This is a genomic window from Nocardiopsis synnemataformans, from assembly GCF_965343085.1.
GTDB lineage: Bacteria > Actinomycetota > Actinomycetes > Streptosporangiales > Streptosporangiaceae > Nocardiopsis > Nocardiopsis alborubida.
Window position 1 is genome coordinate 32630 of record NZ_CBDRFA010000011.1, and the last position, 18703, is coordinate 51332.

Here is an 18703-nt window from a genome sequence, read left to right on the forward strand (position 1 = left end):
GGGCGGTCCTGCCGCCGTCGGGACCGTTCAGCCGACGTCGAGGCGGAGGAGGTCCTCCTCGCTCTCCCTGCGCACGATGACGCGGGAGCTCCCGCCGCGGACCGCGACCATGGCCGGCCGGGGCAGGTGGTTGTAGTTGCTCGCCATGGAGTAGCAGTAGGCCCCGGTGGCGGCGACGGCCACCAGGTCGCCCGGGCGCAGGTCGGCGGGCAGGTAGAGGTCGTGGACGATGATGTCGCCGCTCTCGCAGTGCTTGCCGACCAGGCGGGACAGCATGGGTTCGGCGTCGCTCTCTCGGGAGACGAGCTGACTGGTGTACTCCGAGCCGTACAGGGCGGTGCGGATGTTGTCGCTCATGCCGCCGTCGACGCTGACGTAGGTGCGGATGCCCTCGACGTCCTTGACCGTACCGACCTCGTAGACGGTGATCCCCGCCGGGCCCGCGATGGCGCGGCCGGGCTCGACCGCGATGCGCGGCACCGGCAGTCCGGCCTCCTCGCACTCGCGGCGCACGATGGAGGTGAGGCTCCCCGCGATGGTCTTGGGGTCCAAGGGGTCGTCGCCGGAGGTGTAGGCGATGCCCAGGCCGCCGCCGAGGTCGAGTTCGGCGAGGGTGACGCCCAGTTCCTCGTGGATGCCGGTGAGGAACCGGGTCACGCGGCGGGCGGCGACCTCGAAGCCGGAGGTGTCGAAGATCTGCGAGCCGATGTGCGAGTGCAGGCCGACGAGTTCCAGGTGCGGGGCGGCCAGGACGCGGCGGACGGCCTCGGCGGCGGCGCCGGTGCTCATCGCGAAGCCGAACTTCTGGTCGTCGTGGGCGGTGGCGACGAACTCGTGGGTGTGCGCCTCCACGCCGGTGGTGACGCGGATGAGGACCCTGGGCCGGGCGCCGAGCTCGGCGGCGATCGCCCCGAGGCGCTCGATCTCGTCGAGGGAGTCGATGATGACGCGGCCCACCCCGGCCTCGACGGCGCGGCGCAGCTCGGCGGCGGACTTGTTGTTGCCGTGCATGCCGATGCGCTCGGCGGGGACCCCGGCGGCCAGGGCGACGGTGAGTTCGCCGCCCGAGCACACGTCGAGCTTGAGCCCCTCCTCGTTCACCCAGCGCGCGACGGCCTTGGTCAGCAGCGCCTTGCCCGCGTAGTAGACGTCGGCGTCGGAGAAGGCGGTGCGGTAGTCGCGTGCGCGGCCGCGGAAGTCCTCCTCGTCCATGACGAAGAGTGGCGTGCCGTGGGTGGCGGCGAGTTCGCGCACGCCGACGCCGCCGACGGTGAGCTCACCGTCCGCGCGGCGCGCGGTGGCGGGCCACACGCGCGGGTCGAGGGCGTTGAGGTCCTCGGGCGGCAGCGGCGGGTTGTCCTCCGGCAGGATCTCCGCGTGGCGGGAACCGGCGGGGTGGGCGTAGCGGCTCATGATGGGCTTTCGACTGGGACTGTACGGCTGTGCGGGTCGGCGGTACCTTCTACCCCCATTGTCCACCGAACCGATCGGAACACCAGGGACGGGTACGGCCACCGGGGGGCACGGGTGCCTACAGCCTTGTGGGCGCTGACACCCCGAGCAGGAGGAGTCCGGTGTGGAGGACCCCGGCGACGGCTGCTGGCAGGGCCGGGTCCGCGGCGGTCCGCTCGGTGGCTTCGGGGACCGCGGCGGAACACGTCCGCCACTCATCGTAGGCACTGGTCAGCGCCTCCAGGTATCGGACCAGGATATGGGGTTCCTCTCGGCGGGCGGCCGTGTCCAGGACGCTGGGGCCGTCGAAGAGGAGGCCGCGCACGGCGGCGGTGCGGTCGGGGCAGGCCGCGGGGGGCGGCACGCCCTCGGTGCTCCAGCGCACGAGGCTGGTCGCGTGGGCGTGGGCGTAGCGCATCCGGAAGGCGGGGTTGGCGTCGGTCAGGCGGGCCCAGGCCCCGGGGTACTCGGCGGAGGGCAGCACCGGCAGGTCGCGTCCGGTGGTCTCGGTGCCGCGTGGACGTTCGGGCACCGACCGACAGAAGGCGATGCGTGCGCTGTCCTCGCCGACCGCGCCGAGGGCGCGCGCGGCGGGGGTGAGCAGCTCCCGGTGTCCGCCGTCGAGGTAGGGGTCGCGCCAGGAGGGTTCTCCGCCGGGCCCGGGCGGAGGGACCTGGGGTCCGACGGCCAGGGCGATGCGGGCGCGGGCGTCGGCGCGGGCGAGCCTGCGGGCCTGGGCGACCGGCCCGGCCTCGTGCAGGACGGAGGCGGGCCACTCCCCCTCGCCGTCCCAGTCCCTGCCGGTGAGGAAGCGGGGCCCGTCGGACGCCGCGGCGAGCAGGGCGCCGCGCTGGCGTCCGGTGAAGGTGATGTTGAGGAAGCCGCGGCCGTCGCCGGTGACACGGTCGAAGTCCACCAAACCCTCGTCGCGCATGGCCGAGAGCTCGGCGGCGACGCGGTCGCGGACCTCGGCGCGGCGGTCCCCCCGACGCTCGGGCCCACGGCCGCCCGCGCCGCCCGACAGGCGGGGCGGCAGGGCGGTGGCGGCGTCGGCGCCCCCGTTCGCGTGGTCGTTGCGGGGCCACACGAAGGGGATCGCGTCGGGGTCCAGGCCCAGGGCCCGAGCGGCGGCCTCGCGGACGGCGGCCTCCAGGTGCCTGGGGGTCACTCCCGCCCCCTGTCGACCAGACTCCGGATGATGTCGATGAGCACGTCGGGGTCGAAGGGCTTGGTGACGTAGGCGTCCACGGCGAGGCGCCTGCCGCGCTGGTGGTCCGCCTCCTGGGTGCGCGCGGTGACCATGATGATGGGGCGGTCGCGGGTACGGGCGTCGGCGCGCAGGCGCTCGACGGCCGTCCACCCGTCCACACGGGGCATCATGGCGTCCATGGTGACCACGTGCGGGTCGATGTGCGCGGCGCGGTCGAGGCAGTCCTGGCCGTCCACCGCGGTGAACACCTCGAACCCCTCCAGTTCGAGGTTCAGGCGGATGAGCTCGCGGATCACGTCGTCGTCCTCGACGACGAGAACCCGTGTGGGTAGGGCGTTCACGGGCGCGACACTACCGCCGCCGGGTGACACGGCACCACCGGATCGCGGTGATCGCCGGGCCGGGCCGAGCGCGGCGGTAACGGGTGGACGAAGAACGGCGTGATCCTGCTAGAGTTGTTCACGCAAGCCAGCCCCCTTAGCTCAGGGGATAGAGCATCGGCCTCCGGAGCCGGGTGCGCAGGTTCGAATCCTGCAGGGGGCACCCACAGCGGACCAGCGGGATCGCCCAGCTGGCCAGCCGAAACAACGCCGACCACCACGGTCGGCGTTCTTCGTTTTCCGTCACCTGACGCCACGTTCCCCGGGCTTTCCCGGACACACGGCGGACAGGACGTGCAGCGCGAAGGGCGGGGACGCCGAGAGCACTCGGTGTCCCCGCCCCGGGTATTTCGGCCGCCCGTGATCAGGTCACCGGCAGACGCCCGTCCGGTCGTTCCGGCGTGGTGGGGAGTGCCCGGTCAGGCACGTCCGGGCAGCGGCCAGGAGCCGTCCACGACCGCCTCGGGGTCCCTGCGTCGCAGGTAGTCCTGGAAGCTGGCGGCCTGTTCGGCCTTCCAACCGACCTGTGCGGCGTGCAGGTCGTCGATGTCCATGGCCGCCAGTTCGGGGTGGGTGGTGGCGAGCTTCCAGGCCAGCCGGGCGGCGGCCAGCGCGTCCGCGGCGGCCCCGTGCGCCTGCTCGGCGTCCAGGCGCACGCCGTGGTGGGCGCACACGTCGACCAGCTTGCGCGAGCCGCGCCGGAAGGTGTCGAAGCGCTTGTCGATCACCAGCGGGTCCAGGACGCGCAGCGCCCCGTCCAGGCGCGCCCCGGCGTCGTGGCGCCGCGTCTCGGCCGTGAGCAGTCCCAGGTCGTAGGGGGCGTTGTAGACCACCACCGGCAGTCCGTCCGCCGCCGCCTTCTCCAGCGCGGCGCCGATCTCGGGCACCGCCTCGGCGGCGGGGCGGCCGTGGGAGCGGGCGTGCTCGGTGGTGATGTGGTGGATGTCGGTGGCCTCCTGGGGGATGTCGATCCCGGGGTCGATGAGCCAGGTGGTGACGTCCTTGGTGCGGGCCACGGGGTCGATGCGCCACAGGGCGGCGGTGACGATCCGGTCGTTGGCCAGGTCCAGGCCGGTGGACTCGGTGTCGAACGCGGCCATGGGCCGGGTGTGCCAGGTCATGGGGACCTTTCCGGGTCGGGATGTGCCGTAGGTACCCGCTCCGGCGCGTGTTGCGCCGGAACGGGTGAACTTTCGCGGGCACGCCCCGTCCGGCGTCGGTGCCGACGCGGGGCTTCACGGGCGGCCTCCCAGCCGGTACCCACCCGGCGCGGCCCTGCCCCGCAGGCGTTGTCCACAGGCGTGGGCGGCCTCTGGTGCGGCGGGTGCGCGTGCCCTAACTTCGAGACATGAAGTTCCTGGTACGCGAACGCGTTTTCGACATCGGTGACGACTACTGGGTGACCGACGAGGCGGGTGAGAAGGTCTTCCTCGTGGACGGCAAGGCGCTGCGGCTGCGCACGACCTTCGAGCTCAAGGACACCGACGGCACCGTCCTGGCCGTCATCCGCAAGAAGCTGTTCAGACTGCGCGACCAGATGAGGGTCGAGCGGGAGGGCGGCGCCACCGCCACCGTGCGCAAGCGCCTGGTCAACCCGCTGCGCGACAAGCTCGTGGTGGAGGTGGAGGGCGCACCGGACTGGGAGGTGACCGGGGACTTCCTCGGCAAGGAGTACGTGATCAGCGACGAGCACGGCACCGTCGCGCACGTGTCCCGCAAGTGGTTCCGCGTCCTGGACACCTACGCGGTGGACGTGAACACCCACCGCGCCGACCTCGCCGGGGACCCCGCCCTGGTGATCGGCGTGGCGGTGGCCGTGGACACCCTCACCCGCGACGAGGACGACGAGGAGGAGGGGCCGCAGGACTGAGCCGGGTCGCCTGCCACGTCGTCGAAGTCCTGGTCGGGATCGTCGTCGGAGTAGTACGGCAGCGGCAGCTCCTCGCCCGCGAACCGGATGCGCAGCCACCACCGCTCGCCCCCGGCAAGGTGCCGGACCAGTCCGTGCGGGCTCGTGTCCGAGGGCTCCACCGATCTCGCGGAGAGCTGCTCCGGAGTGAGCCCGGCGCACTTGGCCGCGAAGGTGGCCCGGTGCCAGTCGAGGTAGGCGGTGAGGATCTCGCGTTCGCTCCCGGCCAGGGGCAGGAACGGTCGGTCGGCCCCTTCCCAGCTGGGCGAGCGGTGGACGGGAGGGATCGCGTGCATGCCACCAGTGTGCTCCCGGCCCACGACGGTCCGCGCCCGGCGCCCCGGCACCCGCCGCCGGGTTCTCCCCCCGCTGGAGACGGTGGCTGGCTGTAGTGCCCGGGGTGTTCGCGATGGACCAGACTGTCGTTGGTCGACGGGCGTTCGTTGGTCGACGGGCGTGAGGAAGGGACGACGGGGATGGGTGTGGTCTGGAGGCGGGCGCTGAGGGCCAGCACGTACCTGCTGGTGGTCCTGGGCTCGGGACTGGTGACGCTGGCGATGCTGCCGCTGACCCTGGCCGTGGCGCTGACCATCCCGGTCGGGGGCCTGGGGTTCGTGCTGCTCCCGCGCTGGATGGGGCTCCTCGGCCGGTGGGCCTCCTGGCACCAGGGGTGGGCCTCCCGCTTCCTGGGTGTGCCGGTTCCGCGCGTCCGCGGCAGGGAGGCGTCCGGCTTCCGGGAGCTGTGGGGTCGGCCGTCCACCCGCCGTGTCCTGCTGTGGTTGCCCGCGTTCGCGCCGGCCAGCACCGTGCTTGGGCTCGTGGGGCTGCTGGCCCTCGCGATGCCGCTGAGCGCGCCGCAGTACCTGTTCTGGTGGGCGGTTCCGGAGGCGGAGCCGTTGCAGCTCCTGTGGCTTCCGGTGCTGGACTGGGGCACGGCGCTGGTCACCGGGATCGGGTACACGGTGGTCGGGTGCGCGCTGGGCCTGGGCGCGGCCGTTCCGGCGGCCCGGGCCCACGCCCGCATGACCCTGGCGCTGCTGGCCCCCACCGAGGCGGAGCTGCTGGCGGCCCGGGTGGACGAGCTGAGCCGCACGCGCGCCGACGTGGTGGACGCGCACGGCGCGGAGCTGCGCCGGATCGAGCGCGACCTGCACGACGGCACCCAGGCGCGGCTGGTGGCGATCGCGATGCAGGTGGGCGTGGCGCGGGAGGCGGTGGAGGACCCGGCCGTGGCCGCGCTGCTCGGGAACGCCCACGAGGGCGCCGAGGAGGCGATGGCCGAGCTGCGCGAGGTGATCCAGGGCATCTACCCGCCGATCCTCGCCGACCGGGGCCTGGCCGGGGCGCTGACCGCGCTGGCCGCCCGCACCACCGTTCCCACCCGCCTGGACGTGGGCGAGCTGGGCACGCTGCCAGTGGCGGCGGAGACCGCGGCCTACTTCGTGGTCACCGAGTCGGTCACCAACGCGGTCAAGCACAGCGGGGCCGAGGAGATCTCCGTGCGCCTGGAGCGGGCGGACGGCGTGCTGCGGGTGACGGTGCGCGACGACGGATCAGGCGGGGTGGACGAGGAGCGCGGCAGCGGGGTGCGGGGACTGCGCCGCCGGGTGGCCGCCCTGGACGGTACGGTACGCGTGGACAGCCCGGCGGGCGGGCCGACCGTGATCGACGTGGAGATACCGTGCGGATCGTGATCGCCGAGGACAACGTGCTGCTGTCGGCGGGACTGGAGCTGCTGCTCTCCACCAGGGGTTTCGAGGTGGCCGAGGTGGCCGCGGACGCGGCGGCCTTCGCCGACGCCGTCGACCGTCACCGGCCCGACCTGGCCATCGTGGACGTGCGGCTGCCGCCGAACTTCCGCGACGAGGGCATCCACGCGGCGATCGGGGCCCGCCGCAGGCACGAGGCGCTGCCGGTGCTGGTGCTCTCGCAGTACGTGGAGAGGGACTACGCCGGGGAGCTGCTGGCCGACGGCCGCGGCGGCGTGGGCTACCTGCTCAAGGACCGGGTGGGCCGGGTGAGCGAGTTCGTGGACGCGCTGCGGCGGGTGGCCGGGGGCGGCACGGTGATGGACCCGGCGGTGGTGCGGCAGCTGCTGGCCCGCCGGGTCCGCGACCCCCTGGAGTCGCTCACCCGGCGTGAGAACGAGGTCCTGGCGCTGATGGCGGAGGGGCTCGACAACGGGGAGATCGCCGAGCGGATCGTGGTCACGGAGAACGCGGTGCACAAGCACGTCGGCAACATCTTCGCGAAGCTGGGGCTCTCGCCCTCCGACAGCGGGCACCGCCGGGTGCGCGCGGTGCTCGCCTACCTCGGCAGCAGGTGAGCGGTCCCGGCCGGTTCCGGCGGGGTGGCACCCGACGGGGAGCGGATCAGCGGCCGGGCGCCGGGGCCTCCCCACCGGCACCCCTGCGGGTGATCAGCAGGCCGGTGGCGGCCGCGGTGAAGAACATCAGCACGCCGTACACCGCCGACGGGACGGCCATCTCGGTGCTGCCGAGCAGGGCCGGGCTGAGCGCGATGGCCAGGGACAGCGTGGTGTTGTGCAGGCCGATCTCCATGCAGGAGGCGATGGCCTCGGGGCGGCCGGTGCCCAGGACGCGCGGCGCCCAGTAGCCGATGGTGAGGCTGGCGATGTTGAACAGCAGCACCATCAGCCCCACGGACACGATGTAGTCGCCGATGTTGTCGAGTTCCTGGTAGAGCGCGACGGCGATGACGCCGAACAGCACCACGACGGAGGCGATCTTGACCGGCCTCTCCATGCGCCGGGCGAAGGCGTCCGCACGGGCCCTGACGAGCATGCCGACCGCGACGGGGACCAGGATGACCGCGAACACCTGGAGGACCTTGCCGACCTGGAGGCCGAGGGTGTCGCCGTCGCCCATGAAGCGGGCGATCGCCAGGTTGGTGATCAGCGGCAGGGTCACCATGGCGGTGAGGGAGTTGAGCGCCGTCAGGGAGATGTTGAGCGCGACGTTGCCGCGGAACAGGTAGCTGTACAGGCTGGCGGTGGTGCCGCCGGGCGAGGCGGCGAGCAACATCATGCCGACCGCCAGGGCGGGCGGCGGGTCGAAGAGCAGGACGAGGACGAGGCAGACCAGGGGCAGGACGAGGATCTGGCAGCCCAGGACGAGCGCGACCGTGCCGGGCATCCTGGTCAGCCGGACGAAGTCCCCGACGGTCAGGCTCAGGCCGAGGCCGAGCATGATGACGGCGAGTGCCGCCGGGAGCGCGATCGTGGCGATGGTGGAATCCATGGGCGGACACCTCGGGGCGGGCCGCGCGGGGGGCGCGGTTCGGCGGTCGGGGGAGTGGCCGGCCGTCGCGGACCGCGGAGGTGAGGGTGCCGGCCTGGGGCGCCGCGTGCGGTGTTACGGGCCCGCCGGCCCGTGCGGATCGGGGATCGCGCCGTCCCGTGATCCGCGCCACATGTGGCTACTGGCCAGTATGCTGGCACGCCCCCGCCCGGGTGACAAGAGCGGACGCCCGGTCCGGATCTCCCCGTCCCCGGCCCTGGCAGGGCTCAGTCACCCGCACGCGCCGCCCGGATCTCCCCGGCCCCGCCCCGGCAGGGCTCAGGCGGCGGGCCAGGAGCTGCCGGTGAGGTCGTAGGCCAGGTGGAACCACACCTTGCGGATGCTGGGGTGGCCGTTGTCGCCCCAGGCGGTGGCGAAGCTGTCGACCAGGGCCAGGCCCCGGCCGTTCTCCGCGGTGAGCCGGTCGCCCTCCAGCGGTCCGGCGCTCAGCGGGCCGTCCTCTCCGGGCTGGGAGCGCGTGGGCCTGCCGTTGTCCCGGCAGACCAGCGTGAGCCCGTTGGGCGCCCGGGTCACCCGCAGCACGAAGGTCTGACCCTCCTCGCCGGAGCGGCTGTGCCGGATGGCGTTGGTCGCCAGCTCGGTGCCCAGCAGCGAGAAGACGTACCGGTAGTCGCTGTCCCGGGTGGCCGCGCAGGTGTCCAGGAAGGCGCGGGCCAGCGGCACGCCCGCGGGCTCTCCGGGGAACTCCCAGTGGCGTTTGGTGAAGGGGACCGGCGGCCGTCCGTTGAAGTAGTGCCGGTACTCGTCCGGGACATCCGTGAGGACGGTGTCCTCGGCCTTGGCCAGAGCCGGCACGGAGACGAGCGTGGGCATGGGAGGACTCCTTCGGCGGGGCGGCTCAGTGGGCAGGCGAACCGTGGGAGGGGGCGGCTGCGGGAGCGTCCCGGGACCGCCTTCGGGGGAGGGGCGGCGGGAACGGCTACGACCTTACGCGATCAGACCCCTGTGGGACAGGGGATGCGGGTGTGGTGAGTCCCCGAAATCCCGCGCGTTCTCCGGTCCGCCTTCCCCGGCCCGGCCCGCCGCTCAGCCCACGGCCCCGAGCGCCTCCTCGGCGGCGGCCTCGGCCGCGGACCGCTCGGCGGGTACGAGCCCGACCCGGGTGCGGCGGTCCAGCAGGTCAGCGGCGTCCATGGCCCCCTCGTGGCGCACCCCGAACCGGAGCTCGGCCCCGGTGACCCCGCGGACGAGGGGGGTGAGCAGCGCCGGGTCGGCGTCGGCCTCGGCCAGCACGTCGACCGCCTCGGTGCCGTACCTGGCCACCAGGCGGCGCGGGGCGGCCACGGCGTCGAGCTCCTCGTGCGGGGCGGCGCCGACCAGGGGCAGCGTGCGGGTCCGGCAGGGGTTCGCGGACAGCCCGCGGGAGCGCACCGCGGCGTCGACGGCCTGCTCGGCCATGGCGCGGTAGGTGGTGAGCTTGCCGCCGACCACGGTGACGGTGCCGTTCGGGGCGACCGTGACGGAGTGCTCGCGGGACAGGTCGGCGCTGTCCCCGGCCCCGCGCACCAGCGGGCGCAGCCCGGCGAAGGCACCGAGGACGTCGCCGCGGTCCAGGCGGGTCTCCAGGGCCCGGTTGAACTGGTCCAGCAGGAAGTCCACGTCGCTGTCGGGCACCTCGGGCACGTTCGGGACGGGGCCGTCCACGGGCTCGTCGGTGAGCCCGGCCAGGACCCGGCCGTCCGGCTGGGGCAGGGCGAACACGAAGCGGCTGGCGCTGCCGTCGACCGGCACGGTGAGCGCGGCCCGGGGACGGCCCAGGGAGGCGCCGTCGAACACCAGGTGGCTGCCCCGGCTGGGGCTCAGCCGTACGTGGGGGTCGAGCCGGTCGGCGTGGACGCCGGTGGCGTTGACGACCGCGCGCGGGCGCACGGGGACGATCCGGCCCGTCACCCCGTCGCGCAGCACGGCGCCGTCGGCGGCCAGGCTCTCGGCCGAGCAGCGGGTGAGGACCCGGGCGCCCTCGCGGGCGGCGGTGCGCGCCAGGGCGACCACGAGGCGGGCGTCGTCCACGAGCTGGCCGTCGAAGGTCACGACGCCGCCGAGCAGCCCCCGCCGCGCGACGCCGGGGACCAGGCGCAGGGTCTGGCGCGGGCCGACCACCCGGGGCCGGGGCAGCACCCCGCCGGGGGTCCCGGCCAGGACCCGCAGCAGGTCGCCCATCCCCGCCCCGGCGCGGACGAGCAGGGCGCGTGGGAGTCCGGTCCCCCGGTGGACCGGGACGACTATGGGCAGGGGCCGCACCAGGTGGGGCGCGGTGACCCGCATGAGGACGTCGCGCTCGCGGGCGCTCTCGTAGGCGATGGCGACCTGCCCCCTGGCCAGGTAGCGCAGGCCGCCGTGGACCAGCTTGGAGCTCCAGCGGCTGGTGCCGAAGGCCAGGTCGTGGCGTTCGACCAGGACGGTGGACAGGCCGCGCGAGGCGGCGTCGAGCGCGACGCCGGCGCCCGTCACTCCCCCGCCGACGACCAGGAGGTCGATCCGGGGGTCGTGCTCCAGCGCGGCGAGGTCCGCCGCGCGCCGGGCGGTGTTGAGGGAGGAGGACGTGTGGACCGCGGGGCTCATGGGTTCTCCCGGTTCGGCGGGCGGAGGTAGCCGTCCAGGAGGGCGGCGAGCTCGTCAACGAGGCCGGACTCGTCGGTGACGTCGGCGAACAGTCGGCGGGAGGTGACCGTGCCCTGGACCGTGACCAGCACGAGGCGGGCCAGCACCGCGGGGTCGCCCGCGCGCACCGATCCGTCGCGCTGGCCCTCGGCCACGACCGGCTCCACCAGTTCGAGGGCCGCGCGGTGGCTGGTGCCCAGCCGCTGGAACGTGTAGGTCGCCAGGAGTTCGGGCTCGGTGTCCACGATCCGGACGAACAGCGGGTGGGCGAGCAGCGCGCGGGCGACCCCGGCCGCGTGCCGGACCAGTCGGGCGCGCACGTTCTCCTCCGCGGACCCGCCGCCGGAGCCGTCCCCCTCCTCCGCGAGGATCCGCCGCAGTTCCCGCGTGAGCAGGTCGGCGACGAGCGCGGTCGCGTCGGGCCAGCGCCGGTACACGGTGGGCCGGCTGACCCCGGCGCGGCGCGCCACGTCGGTCAGGGTGGTGCGGCGCACCCCGAAGGCCTCGACGCAGGCGCGGGCCGCGTCCAGGATGCGGTCTTCAACGTTACTTATTGACGCCATATGTAAAACTGTAGAGCATGACTGACGACACTTCCCCCGGGCCCGCCCCCGAGATGAGCTGGTTCGCGTGGGGCGACCCCGCCCGGGCGCGCGCGCTGGACCCCGGCCTGCGCGACCTGGTCTCCCAGGTGCTGCGGGCCCCGCTCGCGGACCTGCCGCCGGTCCCCGAGGAACGGGTAGAGCTGGCCCCCTCACGGCTGGACGGGCGGCTGCGCGGACTGCTCTCCGGTGTGGTCGGGCCCGGCCACGTGGACGACGGGGACGCCGCCCGGCTGCGCCACAGCGGCGGCAAGAGCACCCCCGACCTGCTGCTGCGCCGCGCGGGCAGGGCCGACCCCGCCCCGGACGCCGTCCTGTACCCCGCCGACCACGACCAGGTGCAGCGCGTCCTGGAGGTGTGCTCGGCCGAGCGCGTGTCCGTGGTGCCCTTCGGCGGCGGCACCAGCGTGGTGGGCGGGGTCACGCCCCTGCGCGGCGGCCTGCGCGCCGTGGTCTGCCTGGACCTGCGCCGCCTGGACCGGCTGGTGTCGGTGGACACCGCCTCCATGACCGCCGTCCTGGGCGCGGGCGTGCGCACACCGCGCGCCGAGGCGCTGCTGGCCGAGCACGGGTGCACGCTCGGGCACCTGCCGCAGAGCTACGAGTACGCGAGCGTCGGCGGCTACGCGGCCACCCGTTCCAGCGGGCAGGCCTCCTCCGGGTACGGCCGCTTCGAGGACATGGTGGTCTCGCTGCGCGCGGCCACCCCGCGCGGCACCCTGGACACGGGCGGCCCGCCCGCCTCGGCGGCCGGGCCGGACCTGGGCCGCCTGCTGCTGGGCTCGGAGGGGACACTGGGCGTGATCACCGAGGTGGGCCTGCGGATCCGCCGCCGCCCCGAGCGCGTGCTGGACGAGGCGTGGTCCTTCCCCGACTTCGCGACGGGGATGGACGCGCTGCGGACCCTGGCCCAGTCCGGGATCCGGCCGACCATGGCGCGGGTCCTGGACGAGGCGGAGACCTTCGTGGGAGCGGCCATGGCGGGGCGCGAGGCCCTGCCCGGCTGCCAGGCAGTCCTGGGCTTCGAGGGCACCGGCGCCGAGGTGGACGTGTGCGCGGCCGCGGCTCGGGAGGCCATGGCCGGAGCGGGCGGCGCCCCGCTGGGCCCCGAACCGGTGGCGCACTGGCGGGACAACCGGTTCTCCGCGCCCTACCTGCGCGACTCCCTGCTGTCGGCCGGGGCCTTGGCCGAGACCCTGGAGACCGCGGCACCCTGGAGCGGCCTGCTCCCGTTGTACGCGGCGGTCTCCGCCGCGCTCACCGGGGCGCTGGAGGACGGGGAGGGCGGCGCCGTGGTGATGTGCCACGTGTCGCACACCTACCCCACGGGGGCCTCGCTGTACTTCACGGTGGTGACGGCGGCCGGGGCTGCGCCGCTGGAGCGTTGGGGCCGTGCCAAGCGGGCCGCCTCGGAGGCGATCGCGGCCAACGGCGGGACGATCACCCACCACCACGCGGTGGGGACCGACCACCTGCCGTGGATGGCGGCGGAGATCGGCCCCCTGGGCGGGGAGGTGCTGCGCGCGGTCAAGGCCGCGCTGGACCCGGTGGGCGTCCTGAACCCGGGCAAGCTCATCCCCGCCCCGTAGGGCGCCGTCCGGTCAGGACCCCGTGGGACGCCGTCCGGCCGGGGCCCGGGGCCGGTCGCCCGTCCCCGGGCGGACGTCAGGCCCGTTCGCTCTCGCGGGAGAGCTGGCGCTCCACCCGTCCGGCGAAGTCGGCGAGGAAGTCCAGCGTCTCGGCCTCCTCGACGCCGTCGTCCCCGACCGTGTAGGAGACCGAGACCGAGACCGTCACGTTGACGGTGGCGAAGAACACCGCACCGTAGGCGTCGCTGTCGCTGTACTCGTCACTCTCGTAGAGGACCGCGTATCCGGTGTCGCCCGCGGACACGGGGCGCCAGTCCAGGACCACCGTCTCCTCCTCGTGGTGTCCCTCCTCGCGGTCCCGGAGTTCGTCCTCCAGCTCCCCGTGGAGCTCCTCGACGATCTCCCCGCCGTCCTCGTACTCGAAGAGGGAGACCATGACGTGTACGGGGTAGGCGTCGACGTTCCCGACGCTGCAGCTGAGGTAGCCGAGCATGCCCCCCTCGGCCAGGTACCCCGCCTCGTCGTCCTCGACGGAGGTGAACTCGCCCTCGGCGCGGGAGCTCTCGGTGCCGGGCACGGCGTCCACCACCTCGGCGGGCAGCAGACGTCCGCAGCTGGGCAGTTCGGCGTAGGGGCGGCCGTCGGCGATGTTCCACACCACGACGCCGAGGGAGACCGCCAGCAGGACCGCCGCGGCGGCGCCGCCGATGACCAGGCCCCTGCGGGGGCGCCGGGGCGGACCGGGCTGCGCCGGGTGGCCGGGGACGGGCGGCTGCTGTGGCGGCGTGCCCCCGGACACGCCGTATCCGGGCTGGGCGGGCGGGACGTGGGAGTGGCCGGGCGGGAAGGGCGGCCGACCGCCCGGCGGCTGCCCCGGCTGCCCGGGGAAACCCTCCGGGGCCTGCGGTCCGGGACGCGGCTGCCCGGGGAAGCCCGGCTGGGGCTGTGATCCCGGATGGGGCTGGCCCGGCTGGCCGGGGAAGGGCTGCCCTCCGGGGGGACCGGGGAACGAACCGTCGTTCGGGGGATAGGTCATCGGCTCTGCGGCGTCGACCCGTCCGGCGGACGGACGCCGCGCCTCCTCACCAATGTTCGTCGGCCGCGCGCGGCGGCCGGGCACCGCCCCGTCCCGTGTGGGAGGCCCGGGCGTGTGCGTCGGTATGTCACCCCAAGTATTCCCAACCCGGGCCGTCGCGTCATACCCGAGGCCGCAACCGGCCTACTCGGTCTCGCCGACCGAGGCGAGCTGGCCCTCGATCTCGCCGGCCAGGTCCTCCACCCGCTCCATTCCGTCCGGGAGCTCCTGCTCACCCTCCGGGTACCCGTAGAAGACGATCACCACCAGGTTGTCGACGAGAAAGGTGCTGGAGGCGGAGTGCTCCCCTGTGCCGAACATCGCGTCGGAGGAGGCCACGGAGTAGCCGCCGTCACCATGTGACGTGGGCTGCCAGACGGCCTCGTCGAAGTCCATGCCGTCCTCGAAGGACAGCTCGCCGACCTCTCCCGGAGGCAGCGCCCCCTCGGCCCCCTCCAGAACGTCGAGGAGTTCCTCGTGCTGCTCCTCGATGTCGGTGCCCTCCGGCTCGAAGAGGCCGACCATCACCGTGAAGGAGCTCTCCCCGTCCCCCGCGGCCACCTCGCAGTGGAGCTGGCCCCGACCGTCGTCACCGTCCTCGGCGGGGGAGAACTCCCCCGACATCTCGAGGTCCTGCGTCTCGATCGCCTCCTGGAACATCTCCAGGGGCAGGGCCTCCTCGCAGTCGGGGAACGAGGTGTACGCCCTGGGCCCCGACACGGCCACGGCGACGCCGACGACGGCGACCAGCAGGACGGCCGCGCCGGCCGCGCCGCCGATCAGCAGGTTCCGGCGGTTCTTTCCACCCGAGGGCCCGGGGGGACCGGTCGGCGGGTGGGGTCCCTGCGGCGGCTGGCCTCCGGGGGGTCCCTGGTATCCAGGAGGGCCCTGGTAACCGGGAGGACCGTACGGACCTTGCTGGTAGGGGCCCTGGTTGGGGTTGGAGGGGCCCTGGTAACCGGGAGTGCCGTACGGGCCCTGCTCGTAGGGGCCCTGTCGGTGCGGCCCCTGGTTGGGGTCGAAGGGGCCTTGGGGCGGGGGAACGGACATGGGGAAGGGTCTCCTCGGGAAAGGCGCGATCACGTGACGTCCCCTCTGATGCGCGTACCGCTTCGGGGGTTTGCCGACCAAGGTCCCTTGTTTCCCCGGATCCTCCCATGACCGGTTCTCCCGCCCGCGGGACCGCGCACACCGCGGAACCGGCCGCGGCGGCCCTCCGCTGCCCCGACAATGGATGCCGTGGCACGAGGAAAGCTCCGCATCTATCTGGGATCGGCCCCCGGTGTCGGCACCACGCACAACGCCCTGGCCGAGGCCCGCCGCCGGGCCGAACGCGGCACCGACGTCGTGGTCGCGGCCGCCCACACCCACCGCCGCGCACGGACCTCCGCGCTCCTGGAGGGGCTGGAGCGGGTTCCACCGCTGGCGTCCGGCTCCGTGGACACCGCGACCGTGATCGCGCGCGCCCCGGCGACGGCGCTGGTCGACGACCTCGCCCGTGCCAACCCGCCCGGCTCGCCCAACGCCACCCGCTGGCAGGACGTGGAGGAGCTGCTGGATGCGGGCGTCGACGTCCTGTCCACCGTGGGCATCCACCACCTGGAGTCCCTCAACGACGTGGTCCACCAGATCACCGGCGCGCGCCCCCGGCAGACCGTCCCCGACCACGTGGTGCGCCGCGCCGCGGAGGTCGAACTGGTGGACGTCACCCCCCAGGAGCTGCGCCGCAGGATGGCGCGCGGCGACATCCACCCGGCCGAGAGCGTGGACGCGGCCCTGGCCGACTACTACCGGGAGGGCAACCTGGCGGCGCTGCGCGAGCTGGCACTGCTGTGGACCGCCGACCGGGTGGAGGAGAGCCTGGCCCGCTACCGCGGCGAGCACGAGATCCGGCGGACCTGGGAGGCCCGGGAGCGGGTCGTGGTGGCGCTCACCGGCGGCCCCGAGGGCGAGACGCTGATCCGGCGGGCCGCCCGCGTGGCCGCCCGCTCGCGGGGCGGTCACCCCCAGCCCAGTCACCTACTGGCGGTGCACGTGGTGCCGCCCAACGGCATGGCGCAGGCGCCCACCGACGACCTGCTGCGGCAGCGCAGGCTGCTCGTGGAGCTGGGCGGCACCTACCACCAGGTGGTCGGCAACGACGTGCCGACCGGGCTGCTGGAGTTCGCGCGGGGCGTGCAGGCCACCCAGATCGTGCTGGGGTCCTCGCGCCGCCGCACCTGGCAGTACGTGTTCGGCCCCGGGGTCGGGGCCATCGTGGCGCGCGACTCCGGGGACATCGACGTGCACATCGTCACCCACGAGCGGGTGGGCAGCGGGCGGTGGCCGCTGCCGCCGCCCGGCCGGGGGCTGGGCGAGCACCGCCGGGTGACCGGCTGGTCGCTGGCGCTGCTGGCGCCCACCCTGCTGTCGCTGGTGATGGCGCTGCCCCTGTTCGAGGACGTGGGAGCGGCCTCGGACGCGATGCTCCTGCTGCTGGCCACCGTGGCCACCGCGGCGGTGGGCGGCCTGCGCCCCGCCCTGGTGTCGGCGCTGTGGAGCGCGGTGCTGCTCACCGTGCTGCTGTCCCCGCTGCACGGGCGGCCGCCGGTGTCGCTGGACAACATACTGGCGCTGACCGCGTTCGCCCTGGTGGGAGCACTGGTGGCGATCGTGGTGGAGATGGCGGCACGCCGGTCGGCGCAGGCCGCGCGCGCCCGGGCCGAGGCAGACGCGGTGACGCTGCTGGCCAGCAGCGTCCTGGCGGGCAAGGAACCCCTCCAGGCACTGCTGCGGCGGATCCGGGAGACCTTCGGTCAGCGGTCGGCGACCCTGCTGGAGCGGCTGGACGACGAGCGCTGGCGGGCGGCGCACAGCGTCGGCGCCCCGGCGTGCGAGTCCCCCGAGGAGTCGGACGTCCTGGTCTCGATCTCCGACAACCTGGCACTGGCGCTGCGCGGCCGGGTGCTGCCCGCCGCCGACCGGGGCGTGCTGCGTGCCTTCGCCGCGCACATCGGCATCGCCCTGGAGCACCAGAGGCTGGAGTGGGACGCGGCCGAGGCGCGCGGCCAGGTGGCGGGCAACCGCATCCGCACGGCGTTGCTGGCCGCGGTCTCGCACGACCTGCGCACCCCGCTGACCTCGATCAAGGCGAGCCTGTCGAGCCTGCGCGCCACCGACATCACCCTCACCGAGGAGGACCGCGAGGACCTGCTGGAGACGGTGGAGGAGTCCACCGACCGGCTCAACCGGCTGATCGACAACCTGCTGGACATGAGCCGGGTGCACACCGACAACGTGCGCCCCAAGCTGCGCGCGGTGGGCCTGGAGGAGGTCGTGCCCGTCACCCTGCTGGGCCTGCCGCACGAGGCGGTCGTGGTGGACGTACCCGACCGCCTCCCCCGCGTCCGTGTCGACGCCGGGCTGCTGGAGCGGGCGGTGGCCAACGTGATCTCCAACGCGGTCCGGTACAACCCGGACCCGCGCCTGCCGGTGCTGGTCTCGGCGAGCGCGCACGGCGACAGCGTCCAGCTGCGCGTAGTGGACCGCGGGCCCGGGGTCTCCGACGAGGGCAAACAGCGCATGTTCGAGGCCTTCCAGCGCCTGGGCGACGCCCCCCAGGGCACGGGGGTGGGGCTGGGGCTGGCGGTCGCGCGTGGTTTCGTTGAGGCGATGCACGGCAGACTCGACCCCGAGGACACCCCCGGGGGCGGTCTGACCATGGTCTTCACGCTCCGTGCTGTGGAGAAGAGCGAGACGGACGCCGGAGACGGGAAGGGGACCGATGCGGGTCCTGGTCGTTGACGACGACATGCAGATCATCCGGGCGATGCGGATCAACCTGCGGGCGCGCGGGCACGACGTGGACACCGCGGCCGACGGGGCGTCCGCGCTGCGGCTGGCCGCGGACAACCACCCCGACGTGGTCCTGCTCGACCTGGGGCTGCCCGACATGGAGGGCATGGAGGTCATACAGCGGCTGCGCGGGTGGTCGCAGGTGCCGATCATCGTGCTGTCGGCGCGGCACTCGGCCGGGGAGAAGGTGCGCTGCCTGGACTCGGGCGCCGACGACTACGTCACCAAGCCGTTCGGGATGGACGAGCTGCTGGCCCGCATGCGCGCGGCGGAGCGGCGGTCGGTGCGCGTCGACGAGGCCCCGGTGGTGCGCACGCCCTCCTTCACCGTGGACCTGGGCGCCAAGCGGGTGCTGCGGGAGGGCGAGGAGGTCCGGCTCACCCCGACGGAGTGGCACATCCTGGAGATCCTGGCCCGGCACGCGGGTCAGCTGGTCAGCCAGCGCCAGCTGCTGCACGACGTGTGGGGCCCGGCCTACCAGAGCGAGACCAACTACCTGCGGGTGTACATGGCGCAGCTGCGCCGCAAGCTGGAGCCCGACCCGGCGTGCCCGCGGTACCTGATCACCGAGGCGGGCCGGGGCTACCGCTTCGAGAGGGTCGGCTCGGCGCAGCCCGGGGACTGAACCCGTCGACCCGTGCCGGGACGGCCCGGCGGCGGCCGGGGCGGAAGTCATCGGCACGGGTCCGGACCGGCGGCGGCCGGGGCGGAAGTCATCGGCACGGGTGACC

The 18703-nt window shown here is 74.3% G+C and carries 16 protein-coding genes, 1 tRNA gene and 1 pseudogene; 7 read left to right on the top strand and 11 right to left on the bottom strand.

Going from position 1 to position 18703, the window contains the following annotated elements; genetic code table 11:
• Positions 1 to 27: 27 nt before the first annotated feature.
• From lysA to ACSIH6_RS08470, 3 genes are all read right to left on the bottom strand, one after another.
• Positions 28 to 1413: a diaminopimelate decarboxylase gene (lysA, locus tag ACSIH6_RS08460; protein ID WP_435107662.1), complete on the bottom strand. Its 1386-nt coding sequence runs from the start codon at positions 1411 to 1413 to the stop codon at positions 28 to 30.
• Between the two features lie 118 nt (positions 1414 to 1531).
• Entirely contained in the window at positions 1532 to 2620 is a 1089-nt protein-coding gene (locus ACSIH6_RS08465) for a DALR anticodon-binding domain-containing protein (protein WP_435107663.1), read from the bottom strand.
• The gene (locus ACSIH6_RS08470; protein WP_435107664.1) at positions 2617 to 3003 is read right to left on the bottom strand and encodes a response regulator; all 387 of its coding nucleotides are present in this window, start codon (positions 3001 to 3003) and stop codon (positions 2617 to 2619) included. Before ACSIH6_RS08470 ends, ACSIH6_RS08465 begins: the two co-directional genes overlap by 4 nt.
• 130 nt (positions 3004 to 3133) lie before the next feature.
• On the opposite strand from ACSIH6_RS08470, the gene ACSIH6_RS08475 reads away from it, so the two are divergent.
• Positions 3134 to 3205 (top strand) — tRNA-Arg (locus tag ACSIH6_RS08475).
• 256 nt (positions 3206 to 3461) lie between these two features.
• On the opposite strand, the gene ACSIH6_RS08480 is transcribed toward ACSIH6_RS08475, so the two are convergent.
• Positions 3462 to 4163 carry an exonuclease domain-containing protein gene (locus ACSIH6_RS08480; RefSeq protein ID WP_435107665.1) on the bottom strand — a complete coding sequence of 234 codons (702 nt, stop codon included), beginning with the start codon at positions 4161 to 4163 and terminating at the stop codon, positions 3462 to 3464.
• Between the two features lie 227 nt (positions 4164 to 4390).
• On the opposite strand from ACSIH6_RS08480, the gene ACSIH6_RS08485 reads away from it, so the two are divergent.
• Positions 4391 to 4912, top strand: a complete 522-nt coding sequence (locus ACSIH6_RS08485; RefSeq protein ID WP_435107666.1) for an LURP-one-related/scramblase family protein — start codon at positions 4391 to 4393, stop codon at positions 4910 to 4912.
• Between the two features lie 62 nt (positions 4913 to 4974).
• Here the strand turns inward: ACSIH6_RS08485 and ACSIH6_RS08490 are convergent.
• Positions 4975 to 5247, bottom strand: a pseudogene (locus tag ACSIH6_RS08490) (mycothiol transferase); the annotation flags it as partial.
• Between the two features lie 180 nt (positions 5248 to 5427).
• Here ACSIH6_RS08490 and ACSIH6_RS08495 point away from each other — a divergent pair.
• Positions 5428 to 6645: a sensor histidine kinase gene (locus tag ACSIH6_RS08495; protein WP_435107667.1), complete on the top strand. Its 1218-nt coding sequence runs from the start codon at positions 5428 to 5430 to the stop codon at positions 6643 to 6645.
• A complete protein-coding gene (locus tag ACSIH6_RS08500) occupies positions 6633 to 7277 on the top strand; it encodes a LuxR C-terminal-related transcriptional regulator (protein WP_435107668.1) in 645 nt (214 codons plus the stop codon). The genes ACSIH6_RS08495 and ACSIH6_RS08500 overlap by 13 nt, the downstream gene beginning before the upstream one ends.
• A 46-nt stretch (positions 7278 to 7323) precedes the next feature.
• Here ACSIH6_RS08500 and ACSIH6_RS08505 read toward each other — a convergent pair whose 3' ends face one another.
• The 4 genes from ACSIH6_RS08505 to ACSIH6_RS08520 all read right to left on the bottom strand — a co-directional run bounded on the left by ACSIH6_RS08505 (position 7324) and on the right by ACSIH6_RS08520 (position 11435).
• Positions 7324 to 8211 carry a bile acid:sodium symporter family protein gene (locus tag ACSIH6_RS08505; RefSeq protein WP_435107669.1) on the bottom strand — a complete coding sequence of 296 codons (888 nt, stop codon included), beginning with the start codon at positions 8209 to 8211 and terminating at the stop codon, positions 7324 to 7326.
• A 318-nt stretch (positions 8212 to 8529) separates the two neighbouring features.
• Positions 8530 to 9084 (bottom strand): ATP-binding protein, encoded by a 555-nt coding sequence (locus ACSIH6_RS08510; RefSeq protein WP_150252908.1) that lies wholly within the window; start codon positions 9082 to 9084, stop codon positions 8530 to 8532.
• A gap of 213 nt (positions 9085 to 9297) precedes the next feature.
• Complete coding sequence (locus ACSIH6_RS08515; protein ID WP_435107670.1) at positions 9298 to 10833, bottom strand: glycerol-3-phosphate dehydrogenase/oxidase; 1536 nt, start codon at positions 10831 to 10833, stop codon at positions 9298 to 9300.
• Entirely contained in the window at positions 10830 to 11435 is a 606-nt protein-coding gene (locus tag ACSIH6_RS08520; protein ID WP_435107671.1) for a TetR/AcrR family transcriptional regulator, read from the bottom strand. Before ACSIH6_RS08520 ends, ACSIH6_RS08515 begins: the two co-directional genes overlap by 4 nt.
• Positions 11436 to 11452: 17 nt before the next feature.
• Between ACSIH6_RS08520 and ACSIH6_RS08525 the strand changes: the two genes are divergently transcribed.
• The gene (locus ACSIH6_RS08525) at positions 11453 to 13063 is read left to right on the top strand and encodes an FAD-binding oxidoreductase (RefSeq protein WP_435107672.1); all 1611 of its coding nucleotides are present in this window, start codon (positions 11453 to 11455) and stop codon (positions 13061 to 13063) included.
• 76 nt (positions 13064 to 13139) lie between these two features.
• On the opposite strand, the gene ACSIH6_RS08530 is transcribed toward ACSIH6_RS08525, so the two are convergent.
• Positions 13140 to 14099, bottom strand: a complete 960-nt coding sequence (locus tag ACSIH6_RS08530; protein WP_435107673.1) for a hypothetical protein — start codon at positions 14097 to 14099, stop codon at positions 13140 to 13142.
• A gap of 183 nt (positions 14100 to 14282) precedes the next feature.
• Positions 14283 to 15188 (bottom strand): hypothetical protein, encoded by a 906-nt coding sequence (locus ACSIH6_RS08535; RefSeq protein ID WP_435107674.1) that lies wholly within the window; start codon positions 15186 to 15188, stop codon positions 14283 to 14285.
• Positions 15189 to 15368: 180 nt separating this feature from the next.
• On the opposite strand from ACSIH6_RS08535, the gene ACSIH6_RS08540 reads away from it, so the two are divergent.
• Positions 15369 to 17921: an ATP-binding protein gene (locus ACSIH6_RS08540; protein ID WP_435107675.1), complete on the top strand. Its 2553-nt coding sequence runs from the start codon at positions 15369 to 15371 to the stop codon at positions 17919 to 17921.
• Positions 17902 to 18597: a response regulator gene (locus ACSIH6_RS08545; RefSeq protein WP_150252903.1), complete on the top strand. Its 696-nt coding sequence runs from the start codon at positions 17902 to 17904 to the stop codon at positions 18595 to 18597. Before ACSIH6_RS08540 ends, ACSIH6_RS08545 begins: the two co-directional genes overlap by 20 nt.
• The last annotated feature ends 106 nt before the right edge of the window (positions 18598 to 18703 follow it).

Coding starts and splice junctions, on each gene's coding strand:
- ACSIH6_RS08520 (WP_435107671.1), bottom strand. CDS start 11,435: ATGGCGTCAATAAGTAACGTTGAAGACCGCATCCTGGACGCGGCCCGC.
- ACSIH6_RS08515 (WP_435107670.1), bottom strand. CDS start 10,833: ATGAGCCCCGCGGTCCACACGTCCTCCTCCCTCAACACCGCCCGGCGC.
- ACSIH6_RS08535 (WP_435107674.1), bottom strand. CDS start 15,188: ATGTCCGTTCCCCCGCCCCAAGGCCCCTTCGACCCCAACCAGGGGCCG.
- ACSIH6_RS08530 (WP_435107673.1), bottom strand. CDS start 14,099: ATGACCTATCCCCCGAACGACGGTTCGTTCCCCGGTCCCCCCGGAGGG.
- ACSIH6_RS08505 (WP_435107669.1), bottom strand. CDS start 8,211: ATGGATTCCACCATCGCCACGATCGCGCTCCCGGCGGCACTCGCCGTC.
- lysA (WP_435107662.1), bottom strand. CDS start 1,413: ATGAGCCGCTACGCCCACCCCGCCGGTTCCCGCCACGCGGAGATCCTG.
- ACSIH6_RS08480 (WP_435107665.1), bottom strand. CDS start 4,163: ATGACCTGGCACACCCGGCCCATGGCCGCGTTCGACACCGAGTCCACC.
- ACSIH6_RS08510 (WP_150252908.1), bottom strand. CDS start 9,084: ATGCCCACGCTCGTCTCCGTGCCGGCTCTGGCCAAGGCCGAGGACACC.
- ACSIH6_RS08540 (WP_435107675.1), top strand. CDS start 15,369: ATGGATGCCGTGGCACGAGGAAAGCTCCGCATCTATCTGGGATCGGCC.
- ACSIH6_RS08495 (WP_435107667.1), top strand. CDS start 5,428: ATGGGTGTGGTCTGGAGGCGGGCGCTGAGGGCCAGCACGTACCTGCTG.
- ACSIH6_RS08525 (WP_435107672.1), top strand. CDS start 11,453: ATGACTGACGACACTTCCCCCGGGCCCGCCCCCGAGATGAGCTGGTTC.
- ACSIH6_RS08485 (WP_435107666.1), top strand. CDS start 4,391: ATGAAGTTCCTGGTACGCGAACGCGTTTTCGACATCGGTGACGACTAC.
- ACSIH6_RS08545 (WP_150252903.1), top strand. CDS start 17,902: ATGCGGGTCCTGGTCGTTGACGACGACATGCAGATCATCCGGGCGATG.